This window comes from Thermodesulfobacteriota bacterium, assembly GCA_035325995.1.
In the GTDB taxonomy this organism is placed as follows: domain Bacteria; phylum Desulfobacterota_D; class UBA1144; order Nemesobacterales; family UBA2774; genus JADLGH01.
The window spans coordinates 137644-152272 of record DAOKYU010000008.1 but is presented as its reverse complement, the minus strand read 5'-3'; the positions used below and the strand labels follow the sequence as shown (position 1 = coordinate 152272).

Below are 14629 nucleotides of genomic sequence, written 5' to 3'. Positions count from 1 at the left end.
AAAGTGTTACCTATGTCCCCGAACGTTTGTTACCACTCTCCCAGGTCTGTACAAAATCCAGGCCAGGGGGAACGGCAGAGGCAAGGCGGCACGGAGAAGTGATTCTTCCCGTGTTGCGGCCGGCATCGAAACGACGCCCAGCGGACGGCGCTATCCCTTACCAGGGGAGCTTGTTCATGAGGGGGGCGATGTGCGGACCGAAAAGCGCAACGGCCGCTATGAGCGCGATAAATCCCGCCACACTGGTGCAGAGCGACATAACCACCATAGTGGCTATCCTATCGAGCTTTCTTGCGTCCAAGTCCATTATCAATGTCCTCCGTGTCCCGATGATTTACCGCCGAAGAACGGGTCCCCGACCGGTATAGAGGGGAACGCCCTCATGAATATGAGGAACGTTGCGACAAATGCGCCGAGGAATCCGAGAGTTACGAGTATCTGCGTAAAGCCTATGTTTATCGCGTTCGAGAGCGACGGCACTATGAGAACGTACTTCTCAAGCCAGAATCCCGTAAGGGATACGGCGGCAATGAAAACGACTATGGGCTTCATGACCTTGTTCGTTCTGGGAACGAGAGCGATGAACGGGAAGATGAAGCAGCACCACATAACGGCCCAGGAAAGCGTCCTGTAGGGCTCTTCCTTTACCCTGGCTATTACGAAAAGGGTTTCTTCGGGCATGTTCGCGTACCATATCGGCAGGAACTGGGAGAAGAAGAAGTAAACCCAGAAGAGGGAGAACCCCTGGAGCATCTTGCCCATATCGTGATACTGGTTGTCGTCGAGGTAGTCTTCGAGCCCGAGCCTCCGCCTCAGCATCACGGACAGGATTATCGTCATGGCTATAGCGCTTACGAAGCTGCCCATGAAGTAAAACGGTCCGAAAAGGGTGCTGAACCAGTGGGGGTCGAGGGACATCATGAAATCCCATGCGAAGAAGCTGAATACAGCCGCGTAGAGAAGGATTACAGCCGGAGCGAACTTGCCGAGCTTGAGCCATATGGCCTTTCTCTCGTCCTCACCCTTCCAGCCGGATGCGACCCATCCCGCAAGACCGCTCAGCTTGCCTTCGAAACCGCCCAGGTCCTGCCTGAGCGAATAGTAGACATAGAGAATGCTTACGGACAGAAGAATGAGGAAGCCGATGAAGTTACGTCCGAAAACGAACTCCATGTTGAGCCATGTGTCTTTCGGATGATGGTAGTGGTGCGTCGCGTAGGGGAGGAGGTAGTCCCGCCCGGCGAAAACGACCAGGAGAAGCACGACGGCAATGGGAAGAAACGATCCCAGGGCCTCGCTCGTACGGAGAAGAGGCCTTGCCCATCTTGCGTTCGTTATGCGCATGATGCAGGAAAAGACGATGCCCGCCTGTGCTATACCGGTCCAGAAAAGGAAGTTGATGAGGAATATTTCCCAGATGTTGCCGGGACTGTCGCCCAGTATGGTGACTACGAACGTACCGAACCCGAGGGCAGCCAGGGCGAGGAATATGTATACCCCTAAAGCCGGTATGCGCGTTCTCTTTTGAAGTATCTCTTCTCTGATTTGCTGATCCATGATTACTGAGCGCTCTCCTGTTCGGTGTTCGTCTCTTCGGACGAAGTATCGTTCGGCGCCGTCTCTTCCGGCGCCGCCGGTTCCGGTGTCGGTTCTTCGGGTGCGGCTTCCTGCCGTGCCGCCTCTTCCGGGGCTGCCGGGGGCTGCGCCTGAGCCGGAGGGTTACCCTGGAGCTTCCTTACATAGTTGACCACGTCCCACGCGCCTTCGGCCGTTATGTTCTCGCGGTAGCTCGGCATCATGACCTTCCCGCCGTACCTGATGTAGGCGTAGATGTAGCCGTCCGTCCTGGCGATTACAGGCGCCGAGGTGATGTTCATTGGGTAGAAGCCTCTCTTGATTACGGGGCCGTCGCCCTTCCCTTCCATACCGTGGCAGACGAAACAGTAGGTGTTGTATAAGTGCTCTCCGTTCTTGAGCGATTCTTCGGTCGCGGGAACAGGATTCTGCGTCATGGATTCGAAATCCTCCCTGGGCCGCGGTGCGAGCCTTAGACCGGTCGTCGTTACCGACCAGAGCGGATAAGGCACCGGCTGCTCGTACGGCAGTATCGACGGCTGGATCCACATATCGAAATCCCACGGGAACGCATGGGCGCCGGGCGCCCCCAATACTCCCGAAAGGATAAAAAACAGCAGATAAAATTTCATTTTTTTGAATAACACTCCCATTACCTCCTGAGAGACACGGCTCAAATACCGTCGACCTTGATTTCCTCTGCGCCGTGTGAATTCAGAATATCCTGCACCTTTTCAACGTTGCCCTTGTCGCACGCAACCATGATCCCGAACTTGTCTTCGGAGAATCTCGGGTCATACATATCGACGGGGGCATTTCTCCTGAGCCTGGAATTTATCAGCAGGCCGATCAACGTCGAGAGCGCGCCCATAAGGATTGTGAGCTCGAATATTATGACGATAAAAGGCGGTATCGAGACGATCGGCTTTGCGCTCACGGGCAGCGGCCAGTCCATGGACGTAAGGACAGTGAACCCTACGCCGCAGCTGGCCCCGAGCATTGCGCCGAAAAGCGTGAAGAACCGCACTATGCTTTCGGGCTCGTCCATTACGTCTTCTATCTCGTGGTTAGGCAGGGGAGAGAAGACCCTTATAGTCTTAAAGCCCTCTTCTTTCAGCTTCTTTACGGCGTTGACCGTGAGGTCAACGTATGAAAATATCCCCAGTACGCCCTGGTTATTCATGACCATTCGCCTCCTTCTTCGGTGCAGGCAGAATCTCTTTCATTTCGGCGATGGACACAGCCGGGAGCGTCTTGATGAATATAAGGAAGAACATGAAGAACCATGCAAAGCTCCCGAGCGTGATACCGATTTCGACCCAGGACACTTTATATATACCCCAGGACGCCGGATCGAATCCTCGTGAAAGCGATATGACGATAATGTTGAATCTCTCGAACCACATTCCGATGTTTATAAAGATGGAAATGATGAAGAGAGCCTTGATATTCCTTCTTACGCTCTTGAACCAGAGCGGAAGCGGTATGAGCACGTTGCAAAAAACCATTATCCAGTAGAAGAGCGCATACTCGCCTGTCGCCCTGTAGTAGAACTGGCCCCATTCCGCGGGGTTACCACTGTACCACGCCATGAAAAATTCGACGCCGTACGCATAGCCGACGATGAGCGAAGTGACGATGATGAGCTTGGCCATGCCGTCGTAGTTGTCGAGTGTTATATATTCTTCGAGCGAGAATATTTTTCGTATCGGAACAGTAAGCGTTACAACCATCCCAAGACCCGAGAAAATGGCGCCCGCTACGAAGTAAGGCGCGAAAATCGTCGTATGCCACCCGGGGAGGTTGGCCATTGCGAAGTCCCAGGAAACGACGCTGTGAACCGAGAGAACGAGCGGCGTCGCGAAGGCGGCGAAGAAGAGATAGGCCCTTGTGTAGTGGAGCCATTCCCAGTTGCTTCCCTTCCATCCGAGCGAAAGTATCGAATATAAGATCTTGCGGGGTTTTTCCGTCACCCTGTCCCTGATTGCGGCCAGGTCTGGAATCATTCCCACAAAGAAAAATACAGAGCTTACGGTCAGATAAGTGCTGACAGCGAAAACGTCCCAGAGAAGGGGCGATTTGAAGTTAACCCAGAGCTCTCTCTGGTTCGGGTACGGGAAGAGCCAGTAGAAAAACCACGGCCTTCCAAGGTGGATTATAGGGAACAGCCCCGCCGTCAAGACCGCGAAAACCGTCATACCCTCTGCTATTCGGTATATGGACAGCCTGAAGTTCGCCCGGAACAGGTACAGGACCGCAGAGATCAGGGTCCCCGAGTGCGCGATACCGACCCAGAAGACGAAGTCGGTGATGTAAACGCCCCAGAATATGGGGTGCCTGTATCCGGCGACGCCGAGGCCGGTGTAGACCTGATAGAGGAAGCAGAAAAGCCCGAAGCCGACGACACCGAGGGTCGGTATGAAGAGGGCAAGCCACTTTACAGTCGGCTTGTCGAGCATTCTTATGACGTCTTCGTTTACTTTCGCGTAGGTTAACGACGTTTGCTGACTCATTATGCCTTATCCCATTTCACTTTTTTTAGATAGGTGATAGAAGACTCCGTGTTGAGCATCTGCAGCACCTTGTAGCCTCTCTCGTTTTCCGAAAGCCTGGACACCTTGGACTCGGGGTCTTTGAGGTTCCCGAAGACAATCGCGTCTGAGCCGCAGGCCTGGGCGCACGCTACCTGCACCTCGCCGTCGAGGACGTCCCTGCCCTTGTCCTTGGCCTGATCCTTGGCGTAATTGATCCTCTGTACGCAGAACGTGCATTTTTCCATGACGCCCATGCTCCTGACGGTTACGTCCGGGTTGAGCTGCCAGTTGAGAGGCTCGGGGAACTTGTACTGGAACCAGTTGAACTTCCTTACGCTGTAGCTGCAGTTGTTCGAGCAGTACCTCGTGCCGACGCAGCGGTTGTAGACCATACCGTTGAGCCCCTCGGGGTTGTGGTAAGTCGCGTAAACCGGGCAGACGGGCTCGCAGGGAGCGTTACCGCACTGCTGACAGAGCATCGGGAGGAACCGGGTTTCGAACCCCGCCTTGTTGTCCGATTTTTCGAAGTATCTTTCTATCTTTATCCAGGCCATGTCGCGGCGCTTGGCCACGAGCTCTTTCCCCACGAACGGGATGTTGTTCTCGGCATAGCAGGCCGTTACGCACGCGCCGCAGCCGGTGCATTTCTGGAGGTCGATCGCCATTCCCCAGCGGTACCTGGCGTATTTCTTTTCGGGATAGAAGCTCGCCTCGTGGTGATCTTCGTGCGGGAGGCCCTTCTCCATTTCGGTGAGCGTGACCTCCTGGGCGATGCCCCTGTCGTGCTGGTGCGTCGTATACTGGGTTTGAACGAACTGTGCGTGCTTCCCGGTCTTGGTAAGCTTGACCCTGGACGTGAACCACGCGAATCCGCCCGAGAGCTTGTCGGTCGCGAGCGGCAGGATGCCGACGGGATTTACGCCCCTGTCCTTCGCGTATCTGCCGTAGCTGGTGTGGCCCTGCCCTATCATCACGGCGACCGTGTCCGGCCTGATGCCGGGATAGGGGTAGACCTGCGTTTCGATGCTGCCCTGCGGGGATTCGATGACTACGTAATCGCCGAGCTTTACGCCGAGCCTGGAAGCGGTGTCGGGGTGAACCTCCACCCACGAATCCCATACGCCCGTAGAAAGCGCGTCGGGCAGCTCCTGGAGCCAGGGCTTGTTGGCGCCCCTTCCGTCGTAGTATTTGTAGGACGGGTAGGCGATGAAGTAGTAATCGCCGTCGCCGCTGAACTCGGCCTCGGGGAGCGCCGCACCGGAGAGCCCGCCGGACAGGGAGACCTGTACGGGCTGGACGTCCGAATAGTAGCCGCCGTTTTCGAGGGCCTTGTTCCAGAAGGAGTCGAAGCTGAGCCCGGCCTGGCTCGAATAGGCCTTTTTCCAGGACTCCCTTAAATAATCGTAGTATGAAGCCTGCTTGTATCTCTCTTTTAAATCTTCTATGTTGGCCGTGACTGCGAGTATAACGTCTCCCGTGCCCTTGGTGTTGAAGACAGGGGTCATGACGGGCTGGATGAGACCGTGTATTCCGGTGCTCGGAATAAAATCGCCCCAGCTTTCTATAGTCGTGTTATCGGGCATTATGAGGTGGGCCTTTTCGGTCGTTTCGTCCATGAAGCTGGAGAAGCTGACCACGAAAGGCACCTTGGAGATCGCGTCCTCGAAACCAGCCGACTTCGGAAGCGTAAACACGGGGTTTACGTTGTAGACCATGAGGATGTCCACGCCGCCGTTAGACATGGAATCCACGAGCGAGAGGACGTCAGAGAACTGGCTTATGCCGTCGGTGTTGACGGTGCGGCCGAAGTCTATCGTTTCGCCGATATTCCCGGCGACGTAGTTCAATATATTTATAGCGATCTGGGTTTCTGTGGCGTTGGTGGAGGTCATCGCCGTGCCGCCGCCTATCGCGAGGCTCGGCTGCATGGAGGAGAACTCCCGCGCTATCTGCCTTATCGTGTCGGTGGAAACGCTCGTCGCTTCGGAGACCTTGTCTATCGCGTAGCCGCTTAGGAGCCCCGAGAGCTCGCCGCCCCTGTTAGAGAGGCCTTCGCTGACTATGACGTTAGCTATTCCGAGAGCGAGTATCCCCTCGGTGCCCGGGGTTATCGAAACCCATTCGTCTGCGTTTACGCCCGTCAGCGACGCCCTCGGCTCGACGTGAACGAATTTGCCCATCGAGCCGTCCTTGAAGCTGTGCATATCGCTGAACTGCATCGTGTAGTAGGTCGGCGAGAGCCATGTTTCCATGAAATCGGCGCCGAACGAAAGGAGATATTTCGCCTTGTCTATGTTGTATGTGGGAATCCTGTCGATACCGAAGGTTCTTTTGTTGGCTTCTCTCAGCGGCTCGTAGGCGTAGGTTTCGTAGGAGATGTGGACGCCGCCTATCGCGTCCATCCAGTCGTCGATGAGTGCACCGAGGGTGCCTGTAACGTTGTCCGAAAGGAATACGATTCTGCCGTTTTGTCCTTTTTTCCTTACCTCGGCTATCTTTTCGGCGAGAACCTTCTCGGCATTCTCCCAGCCTGTCGGCCTGCGTTTGCCGAGATCGTTCAGAAGGAGCGGAGACCTCGTGCGGTCGGGGTTGTAGAGGCCCTGAAGCATGGCCTGGCCCTGGGCGCAGCTCGCGCCCTTGTTGATCGGATGTTTCGGATTGCCTTCTATCTTTATTGCACGCCCTTCGCGGTTCTTCACGAGGATGCCGCAGCCCGCCGGACATTCCCTGCAGGTGCTCGCATACCAGTTGGGTACCCCGGGGATAATGCCCTCGGGCGGAATGACGTATGGGATCAGCTGCTCAACAGGCTCGGAGCATCCGCCCGTGACGGCCGCAGTGCCGCCGGCGACTCCGATGATCTTGAGAAAATCCCGTCTCTTTATACCACCCTTTTTGTCTTGAGACATCTCCTCCTCCAAATTAATAATGACAGGTCAAACAGTCTTTCAGGCTGGTCAGCTCTTCATGGTTCCTGGCGTTTTCCGTATGACAAGTTATACAGAAGCCCATGTTGAACCTGTTGACCTTATGCACCTGGTCCATGCCGGCGACGTCGCCGTGACAAACGGCGCAGTCGAACCCTCTTTTTATATGCCTCTTGTGATTGAAGTGGACATATCCGGGCATGGAGTTGACCTTGATCCACGGTATGGGCTCTTTCTTCGCCCAGAATTCCCTTACCTTGGCGATCTCGGACTGAATGTTGATAGTAGTAGTTCCGTTGAAGTCGTAATCGACATCGCGTCCCGATATATGCGTGTGGCAACCCATGCACCTCTGGACGGAAGGGATGCCCGGGTTCGGGGACACATCGACAAAGCTATGGCAATACTGGCACGGAATCTGATCCTCGCCGGCGTGAATCTTGTGGCTGAATCTAACAGGCTGAGCGGGTCCTTTGTTGCTGCTCTCCGCATTTTTGTCGGAAAAGAAATAAAATCCGACGAAAACGAAGATAGACAGTACAGGCACTAAAAACAATTTTATCCGTCTACGCATCCTATTTACCTTAGCTATGGAGTGTGTCCATGTGGAAGTGTAAAGCTCAATACTCAAAAAACGCACAGTATGTATATCATAACGTGAGAATCTGTCAAGTTTCCGGCGGCCCCCGGCGCAAGGAGCGCAAGGGGTGCGTAAAAACGGGCTTACGCACCGTTAAAGCGCATTAAAAGGCTCAGAAAAGATTCAAGATTTTTCGAGACGGGAAAAAAATTCCACCGCGTCGAATTCGCCGCCGAGGATAGGGGCGAAGGCCCGCCGGGAGAGCCCTTCCATGGCCCCCCGGGCCCCTTCGGCGACGCCGAGGGAAGGGTCTTCGGGATAGACCCCCAGAAGAGGCGCTCCGGTTTGCTCCGAGACGGCGCGGGGATTTAAGCGCTCGGCCGCGCCCGGGGAGGCGGGGAAAGAGTTTATCACGAAGCCGAGGACGGTGAGCCCGCGCCCGCGCGCGCATTCGATCGTGAGGGCCGTGTGGTTTATCGTGCCGAGCCCCGGACGCGCGACGACGAGCAGCGGGAGCGAGAGGTCACGGGCGAGGTCGGCCATGAGATAGCCGTCCGTTACGGGGACCAGGAGGCCGCCCGCCCCTTCGACGAGGACGACGTCGCGGGAGGATGCGAGCCTTTCGTACGCGGACTTTATCCTCCCGGGGTCGATGCGCTCTCCCGAGAGTCGGGCCGCCGCGGCGGGCGAGAGCGGGGCTTCGAAGTTGTAGATGCAATCGTCGGGTGAATGCTCTTTTTCGCCGAGCGCCGCCCTTAGAAATTCGATGTCCGTCATGCCGGGAAGCGAAGAGCCGGATTGAAGGGGCTTCATGACGCCGACGTCGAGCCCCGAGCCCTTGAGCGAGAGGGCAAGGGCCGCCGTTATGACGGTTTTACCCACGCCTGTGTCGGTGCCCGTTACGAATATGCCTTTGGGAAGGGGCATTATGGCTGTCGTCCCGCGGGGGTGAATGCGCGGCCCTCCGTCAGGCTAGAAGTTGAGGCTCTGCTGGGCCTCTTCGCTCATCTTGCTCGGGTCCCACGGCGGGTCCCAGACGAGCTCTATATCGACGGATTCGACGCCGGGAATCTCCTCGACGAGGAGCCTCGATTCGCCCGCTATCTGCCCGGACACCGGACAGCCGGGGGCCGTCATGGTCATCTCGATCCGGACGTTGCCGCCGTCGATCTCCACGCCGTAAATGAGCCCGAGGTTAACTATGTCGATGGGTATCTCCGGGTCGTATACGTTGCTGAGCGCTTCGAGGACCTTTTCCTCGGTGACCGTGGGCGGCGCGCCCGGGGGCTCGTCCGACACTACCTCTTCGAGAGGAGCGGGGGCATCATCTTCCGGACGCGCTTCGGCGGGGGAAGGCGCAGGCGGTGCAGAAACGGAATTCCCCGCAGAATTCACTTCGCCGGGCTCGACATGCACGGCGTCGTTCCCCTGATTCGCCTCTCCGGGGGTTTCGCCTCCGCCGGAGAATAGTCCGCTCAAAAATTTTCCGAGTCCCACTTGAAAGAGCCTCCCTGGCTGAATTTTACGAATGCCTGTATCAATAAGCATACATAGCCGCGGGCGCATGCCAAACCGGCATGGCCGCTCGCCTCGCGCCAGGATAACGAGACCCGGGTATCCGGGACGCCGCGCACAACGAAATCCCCCGGCTACAGCGCGGCCCTGACGGCGGAAATGGCGGCCTCGTAGTCGGGCTCGCTCGCGATCTCGGGGACTATTTCGACGTACCTGACCTTGTCGTCATTATCGACGACGAATACGGACCTCGCGAGGAGCCTGTTCTCTTTTATCAGCACGCCGTAATTCTCGCCGAAGGAGGCGTCCATGTAATCGGAGACGGTTTTGACCCTGTCAATTCCCTCGGCGGCGCAGTAGCGCTTTAGCGCGAAGGGGAGGTCCATGCTTATCGTGAGTATCTCGACGCCGTCTCCGAGGCCCGCGGCCTCTTCGTTGAATTTCCTCGTCTGAACGTCGCAAACGGGGGTATCGACGGAGACGATGACGTTGAACACCTTCACCTTGCCTTCGAGGTCGCGGAGCACGACCGGAGCCCCGGGCATGGCGTAGAGCGTAAAATCAGGGGCGCTGTCCCCCGGCTTTACCTCGCGCCCGACCAGCGTTACGGGGTTTCCTTTCATGGTGACCAGACCGGCTCTTTCCTGAGACATAATTTTCCTCCGGTAAAATTTAATTCGGTTCTGTTTCGCCCCATCCTCGAGGGTGGGATTACTCCCAAGGCTATATACCCGGGCTTTCGTTGTCAAACCGTCAGAACCCCGCATGGATTTTACTTATTTCTGTTGACTAAATATTAAAAATATGTACTCTTGGATTGACATTATTCTTCGGAGGAATTGCTTTGAAAGGCAAGGTAAAATGGTTTAACGAGTCGAAAGGTTTCGGGTTCATCGAGCAGGATAACGGCAAGGACGTTTTCGTCCATTACAGCGCTATCGAAGGGGCAGGATTCAGGACCCTGGCGGAAGGCGACGAGGTCGAATTCGAAGTAGTCGAAAGCCCCAAGGGTCTACAGGCCAGCAAGGTTAACAAGGTTTCCTGACGGACCTTGTCCGAGTACTCTCCAGGAAGCTCCCGTATGTAATTCTTTACACAGACCGGACTTCTTGTTTGAATTCGTGCCCGGGATTCCGGCACGAAGGGGGGCCTTCCGCGCCGTGATTTAGATTACGGCGGCAGGCTCGAAGGGCGACGTTTTGTCATTCCCGGCCGGGCTCTACGATCAGCTTCCCCCTGTACATGGCCATCTGGCAGGTAAATTCGTACTCCCCGGGGCTTTTCGGCGTGAATTCGACTTCGCGCGTCTGCCCCACGGGGAGCTCCGCACTTACATCGAGCCCGCTGAAAATCACCTTTTCGGCACAGGGGCTTTTATCCTTTCTTAAAAATCTCAGCCTGAGCGGCTTTCCGGCCGGGGCGCGTATGACGGAGGGCTCGTAAACCCCGCCGTCGACGATTATGTCTAGCGCACCGTCACCGGCTTTTGCCTCGGGCAGGTTCTTCGAGAGCCAGAACCACCAGACTATGAAGGCCGCGGCGGCCAGGCCCAGAATATTGACCAGTAGCGTAGTCATTTCGAATCCCCCCGGATATTTTTCATGGTTTAAACCACCTGAGACGGTTGGCGTTGGTTACGACCGTAAAGGACGAAAGCGCCATCGCGGCGCCCGCTATTATGGGATCGAGGAGCATTCCCGTGAAGGGAAACAGCACGCCCGCCGCTATGGGGATCGCGAGCGTGTTGTAGGCGAAGGCGCCGAAGAGATTCTCTTTTATGTTCTTTACCGTCGCGTTCGAAATCTTTATCGCGTCGGCGACCCCGTGAAGCGAGCCGCGCATGAGGGTTATGTCGGCGCTTTCTATGGCGACGTCCGTCCCGCTCCCTATGGCGAAGCCGACGTCGGCCCCGGCGAGGGCCGGGGCGTCGTTTATGCCGTCGCCCACCATGCCTACTATTTCTCCCCTTGCCCGGAGCTTCGAAATCTCGTCCGATTTTCCGTCCGGCAGGACCTCGGCGATGAATTCGTCCATGCCGGTTTCCTTCGCCACGGCCCCGGCAGTGACGCGGTTATCGCCCGTTAGCATTATGACCTTGAGCCCCATTTTCTTGAGCCTCTCGACGGCCTCCTTCGAATCGGGCTTTATGGGGTCGGATATCCCGATGAGGCCCGAGACCGAGCCGCCCGACGCGAGGAATACCACCGTCTTCCCCGTGCGGGAGAGCTCTTCCGAGCGGGCTTCGCTTTCCCCGAGCGGGACGCCGTTATCCGTCATGAGTTTTTTGTTGCCGAGAAGAACGGTTTTACCGTCGTACATGGCCTTAACGCCGTGGCCCGAGACGGCCTCGAACGACGTTACCCCTTTGGGCGCCGCGCCTTTTGCTTTCACCGCTTCGAGAACGGCCTCGGCGAGGGGGTGCTCGGAGCCGGATTCGAGGCCCGCGGCGAGGGAGAGAACGTCCTCTTCGCTCGCCCCGCCCAGGGGCTCGACGGCCGTTACGACGGGCCTGCCCCGGGTTATCGTGCCCGTCTTGTCGAGCACCACGGCCGTAAGCCTCCCCGCCTGCTGGAGCGCGTCGCCGTTTCGGATGAGGATGCCGTATTCAGCCGCCTTGCCCACGCCGACCATGACGGATATGGGGGTCGCGAGCCCGAGGGCGCACGGGCAGGCGATTATGAGGACCGCGATGGCCGTTACGAGCATGTAGGTTAGTTTGGGCTCGGGGCCGAAATTAAACCACGCGAGCAGCGTGAAGACCGCCGCCAGAAGGACCGAAGGGACGAAGATGCCCGATACCCTGTCCGCGAGGCGCCCGATCGCGGGCTTTGAGTTCTGGGCCTTCCTTACCATTTCGATGATGCGTGCGAGCGCCGTTTCCTCGCCGACCCGCGTAGCCCTGAAGAGAAAGCTGCCGGACTTGTTTATGGTGCCTCCGACAATTTCGTCGCCCACACCTTTTTCGGCGGGCATGGGCTCGCCCGTGAGCATGGATTCGTCGACCTGCGAGGAGCCCCCGGTTATGACGCCGTCCACGGGTATCTTCTCGCCGGGACGGACGCGTACGATGTCGCCGGGAACGACCTCGGAGATAGGGACGTCGGTTTCGGCCCCGTCCCTTACCACCCTGGCCGTCCTGGGCTTGAGGCCTATGAGGCGCTTAATGGCCTCGGACGTTTTGCCGCGCGCCCTCATTTCGAGCGCCCCGCCCAGGTCGATGAGAGCGATGATTATGGCGGCCGTTTCGAAGTAGAGATGACCGGCGAGATCCCCGACGGCGCCGGGGAAGAGGACGACGAACGTGGAGTAGGCCCACGCGACTCCCGTGCCTATAGCGACGAGCGTGTCCATGTTGGCGCTGTGGTTACGGAAGGACTTGAGCGCCCCCGTGAAGAACCTGCCGCCGCCGTAGATAAGCACGAAAAGCGTGAGGAGCGATACCGCCCCCCACGCGAGCCTGCCCGACGCCGTATCGAGCGGGGGGAGAAGGTGCCCCATGCTGAGCACCACTATGACGGCGGCCAGGACGCCCGAGATTATCGTGCGCCTTAGGAGGTCGCGGTATAATTCAGCCTCTTCGCTCTCCTTTTCGGCTTCGGAGTCTTCGCCCTTAAGGACCGAGGCCGTGTAGCCCGCGCCCCCGACCGCCGAGACGAGCGTATCGGGGGACACCTCGCCCGTGACAGTCGCCGTCTTGTCGGCGAAATTGACCTCGGCCGATTTTACGCCGGAGACGGAGCTCAGCGTCCTTTGGACCGTATCGACGCACCCGGCGCAGCTCATGTCTTTTATGTGAAGCCTGTGGGTAGTTTCGCTTGCGGTTTTCATGTCATCTCCGTTTTTATTTTGTACAGACGGACAAACGGCCTGTAAAGACGCAAAAAGCCTTCGCCGCAGCCCGGGCGGGGCGCCGTTACCAGGCCCTCGCCCTCTTCTCGGACATCGCGGCCTGTATCCTCATGAACTCGCCGACGTTGTCCATCGTCAGAAGGCCCACGAGGCTGCCGTTCCTTACGACGGGGACAGTCATGAGGTCGCTCGACTGGATGCGCATGAAGGCGGCCTCGAGCATCTCGCCCGGGTCGAGCACCTGGAACTCGCGGCGCATGATCGCGCCTGCGGCGGCGCTTTCGCCGTGCTCAGAAAGCCCTTTTATGAGGTCCCCGTGCGTTACGACGCCGACTATTCCGGAGCCGTCCGTGACGGGGTAGTCCTGCTGGGAGCCGGACATCGTGAGCTCGATGATGCGGCTCAGTGGATCGTCGGGGCTTACGGTTTTGAAGTCGGTCAGCATGGCCTTTTCGACCGGCACGCCACCAAGCGCCGACCTGACCTTTACCATCGTGGCCTCCTGCGCGGCCCCTATCCATACGAACAGGGCGATGAAGACGAGAAAGGGATTCGTAAAGAGGCCTATGAACCCGAAGAGAAGGGCGATGCCCTGCCCTATCGTTGCGGCGGTCTGCGTGGCGCGTGTGTAGTCTGTCCGCAGGGCCAGTAGAGCCCTCAGCACCCGCCCGCCGTCCATGGGGAAGGCGGGAATGAGGTTAAAGACGACGAGGAAGATGTTGACCAGCATGAGCCGCTCGGCGAAGGAGCCTTGCGTAAGAGTGAGGTCGCCGAGGGGGCCGAGGCCCCGCGTCAGAACGAGCCACGCGTAGAGGAGGGCCGCTATGACGACGTTGACGGCCGGGCCCGCGAGGGCGACCTTGAGCTCCTGCATCGGGGCGTCGGGCATGCGCTCGAGACGGGCGAGGCCGCCTATGGGGAGGAGCGTGATGTCGCGCGTTTTAATACCGTAGCGTTTGGCTGTGAGGGCGTGGCCGTACTCGTGCAGGACGACGCAGAGAAAGAGCGCCAGGACGAAAATTACCCCGCCTATGATGGAGGAGAGGGTTTCGCCGCTCGTCCAGTGAACGAGGACCACCCACGCTATGATGAGAAGGAAGGTCGCGTGGATATAGACAGGAATACCGCCGAATTCTCCGAGCTTCCAGGACCATTTCATCGATATTACCCCCACGCCTTTATGCGGCCGAATACCTGCGCTTTTATGCCTGAAAATACGCCGGAGACGCGCCGGAACGACGCGTTCGGGGAGCGGCCGGCTGCCAGGCAGCTATATAGATTAATATACACGACGCGCCGGCCTCCCGCTTACGCCGCCGCCCGGCCCGGCCGGTATAATTAAACAAGAACCGGACGCCGTGCGAGAGAGGACGAGGCTATTCATTTTATATGAAAAATATGGTATATACTTAAAATATGGTTACCCGGAAAAAGGAAGGCCGCAAGAAAGAAACGCTCGACAAGGCCATATACGTCAAGGCCTCGCAGGAATTCGTGGACATGCTGAATGAATCGCAGTGGCATTTGCAGATGAGGCCGGCGCAGATAGTGAGGGAAGCCGTCTACGAATATCTTAAGCGCCACCTCCCGAAGGAAGCCAGGGACAGGTATTTCAAGGCGGCGAAGTAGACCGGCCGCACCGGCGCACA

General features: G+C 57.8%; 15 protein-coding genes. 2 read left to right on the top strand and 13 right to left on the bottom strand.

Features of this window, described 5'->3' with window-relative positions:
• Positions 1 to 157 precede the first annotated feature (157 nt).
• The 10 genes from PKC29_11760 to tpx form a co-directional block, all read right to left on the bottom strand.
• Complete coding sequence (locus tag PKC29_11760; protein ID HML96091.1) at positions 158 to 307, bottom strand: hypothetical protein; 150 nt, start codon at positions 305 to 307, stop codon at positions 158 to 160.
• 2 nt (positions 308 to 309) lie between these two features.
• A complete protein-coding gene (locus tag PKC29_11755; protein HML96090.1) occupies positions 310 to 1557 on the bottom strand; it encodes a hypothetical protein in 1248 nt (415 codons plus the stop codon).
• A 2-nt stretch (positions 1558 to 1559) separates the two neighbouring features.
• A complete protein-coding gene (locus tag PKC29_11750; GenBank protein ID HML96089.1) occupies positions 1560 to 2207 on the bottom strand; it encodes a c-type cytochrome in 648 nt (215 codons plus the stop codon).
• 41 nt (positions 2208 to 2248) lie between these two features.
• Positions 2249 to 2758 (bottom strand): DUF3341 domain-containing protein, encoded by a 510-nt coding sequence (locus tag PKC29_11745; protein ID HML96088.1) that lies wholly within the window; start codon positions 2756 to 2758, stop codon positions 2249 to 2251.
• Positions 2751 to 4088 carry a polysulfide reductase NrfD gene (gene nrfD / locus PKC29_11740; GenBank protein HML96087.1) on the bottom strand — a complete coding sequence of 446 codons (1338 nt, stop codon included), beginning with the start codon at positions 4086 to 4088 and terminating at the stop codon, positions 2751 to 2753. The genes PKC29_11745 and nrfD overlap by 8 nt, the downstream gene beginning before the upstream one ends.
• Positions 4088 to 7018, bottom strand: a complete 2931-nt coding sequence (locus PKC29_11735) for a molybdopterin-dependent oxidoreductase (protein ID HML96086.1) — start codon at positions 7016 to 7018, stop codon at positions 4088 to 4090. Before PKC29_11735 ends, nrfD begins: the two co-directional genes overlap by 1 nt.
• A 13-nt stretch (positions 7019 to 7031) precedes the next feature.
• Positions 7032 to 7583, bottom strand: coding sequence for a cytochrome c3 family protein (locus tag PKC29_11730; protein ID HML96085.1), 552 nt, complete (start codon positions 7581 to 7583; stop codon positions 7032 to 7034).
• 216 nt (positions 7584 to 7799) lie between these two features.
• Positions 7800 to 8543 carry a dethiobiotin synthase gene (bioD, locus tag PKC29_11725; GenBank protein HML96084.1) on the bottom strand — a complete coding sequence of 248 codons (744 nt, stop codon included), beginning with the start codon at positions 8541 to 8543 and terminating at the stop codon, positions 7800 to 7802.
• Positions 8544 to 8588: 45 nt separating this feature from the next.
• Complete coding sequence (locus PKC29_11720; protein HML96083.1) at positions 8589 to 9113, bottom strand: metal-sulfur cluster assembly factor; 525 nt, start codon at positions 9111 to 9113, stop codon at positions 8589 to 8591.
• A gap of 152 nt (positions 9114 to 9265) precedes the next feature.
• On the bottom strand, positions 9266 to 9784 hold the full coding sequence (gene tpx / locus PKC29_11715; GenBank protein HML96082.1) for a thiol peroxidase: 519 nt from the start codon (positions 9782 to 9784) through the stop codon (positions 9266 to 9268).
• A 191-nt stretch (positions 9785 to 9975) separates the two neighbouring features.
• Here tpx and PKC29_11710 point away from each other — a divergent pair, with 191 nt between their 5' ends.
• Positions 9976 to 10176: a cold-shock protein gene (locus tag PKC29_11710; GenBank protein ID HML96081.1), complete on the top strand. Its 201-nt coding sequence runs from the start codon at positions 9976 to 9978 to the stop codon at positions 10174 to 10176.
• A gap of 157 nt (positions 10177 to 10333) precedes the next feature.
• Here PKC29_11710 and PKC29_11705 read toward each other — a convergent pair whose 3' ends face one another.
• The 3 genes from PKC29_11705 to PKC29_11695 all read right to left on the bottom strand — a co-directional run bounded on the left by PKC29_11705 (position 10334) and on the right by PKC29_11695 (position 14139).
• A complete protein-coding gene (locus tag PKC29_11705) occupies positions 10334 to 10708 on the bottom strand; it encodes a cupredoxin domain-containing protein (GenBank protein ID HML96080.1) in 375 nt (124 codons plus the stop codon).
• Positions 10709 to 10730: 22 nt separating this feature from the next.
• Complete coding sequence (locus PKC29_11700) at positions 10731 to 12959, bottom strand: heavy metal translocating P-type ATPase (protein ID HML96079.1); 2229 nt, start codon at positions 12957 to 12959, stop codon at positions 10731 to 10733.
• Positions 12960 to 13044: 85 nt separating this feature from the next.
• Positions 13045 to 14139 carry a site-2 protease family protein gene (locus PKC29_11695; GenBank protein HML96078.1) on the bottom strand — a complete coding sequence of 365 codons (1095 nt, stop codon included), beginning with the start codon at positions 14137 to 14139 and terminating at the stop codon, positions 13045 to 13047.
• Between the two features lie 257 nt (positions 14140 to 14396).
• Between PKC29_11695 and PKC29_11690 the strand changes: the two genes are divergently transcribed.
• The gene (locus tag PKC29_11690; GenBank protein ID HML96077.1) at positions 14397 to 14609 is read left to right on the top strand and encodes a hypothetical protein; all 213 of its coding nucleotides are present in this window, start codon (positions 14397 to 14399) and stop codon (positions 14607 to 14609) included.
• Positions 14610 to 14629 lie beyond the last annotated feature (20 nt).

Excerpts from the sequence above, each read along its gene's own strand:
- PKC29_11760 (HML96091.1), bottom strand. The coding sequence starts at position 307 with ATGGACTTGGACGCAAGAAAGCTCGATAGGATAGCCACTATGGTGGTT.
- PKC29_11735 (HML96086.1), bottom strand. The coding sequence starts at position 7,018 with ATGTCTCAAGACAAAAAGGGTGGTATAAAGAGACGGGATTTTCTCAAG.
- tpx (HML96082.1), bottom strand. The coding sequence starts at position 9,784 with ATGTCTCAGGAAAGAGCCGGTCTGGTCACCATGAAAGGAAACCCCGTA.
- PKC29_11700 (HML96079.1), bottom strand. The coding sequence starts at position 12,959 with ATGAAAACCGCAAGCGAAACTACCCACAGGCTTCACATAAAAGACATG.
- PKC29_11705 (HML96080.1), bottom strand. The coding sequence starts at position 10,708 with ATGACTACGCTACTGGTCAATATTCTGGGCCTGGCCGCCGCGGCCTTC.
- PKC29_11745 (HML96088.1), bottom strand. The coding sequence starts at position 2,758 with ATGAATAACCAGGGCGTACTGGGGATATTTTCATACGTTGACCTCACG.
- PKC29_11695 (HML96078.1), bottom strand. The coding sequence starts at position 14,139 with ATGAAATGGTCCTGGAAGCTCGGAGAATTCGGCGGTATTCCTGTCTAT.
- PKC29_11690 (HML96077.1), top strand. The coding sequence starts at position 14,397 with ATGGTTACCCGGAAAAAGGAAGGCCGCAAGAAAGAAACGCTCGACAAG.
- PKC29_11750 (HML96089.1), bottom strand. The coding sequence starts at position 2,207 with ATGAAATTTTATCTGCTGTTTTTTATCCTTTCGGGAGTATTGGGGGCG.
- nrfD (HML96087.1), bottom strand. The coding sequence starts at position 4,088 with ATGAGTCAGCAAACGTCGTTAACCTACGCGAAAGTAAACGAAGACGTC.
- PKC29_11755 (HML96090.1), bottom strand. The coding sequence starts at position 1,557 with ATGGATCAGCAAATCAGAGAAGAGATACTTCAAAAGAGAACGCGCATA.
- bioD (HML96084.1), bottom strand. The coding sequence starts at position 8,543 with ATGCCCCTTCCCAAAGGCATATTCGTAACGGGCACCGACACAGGCGTG.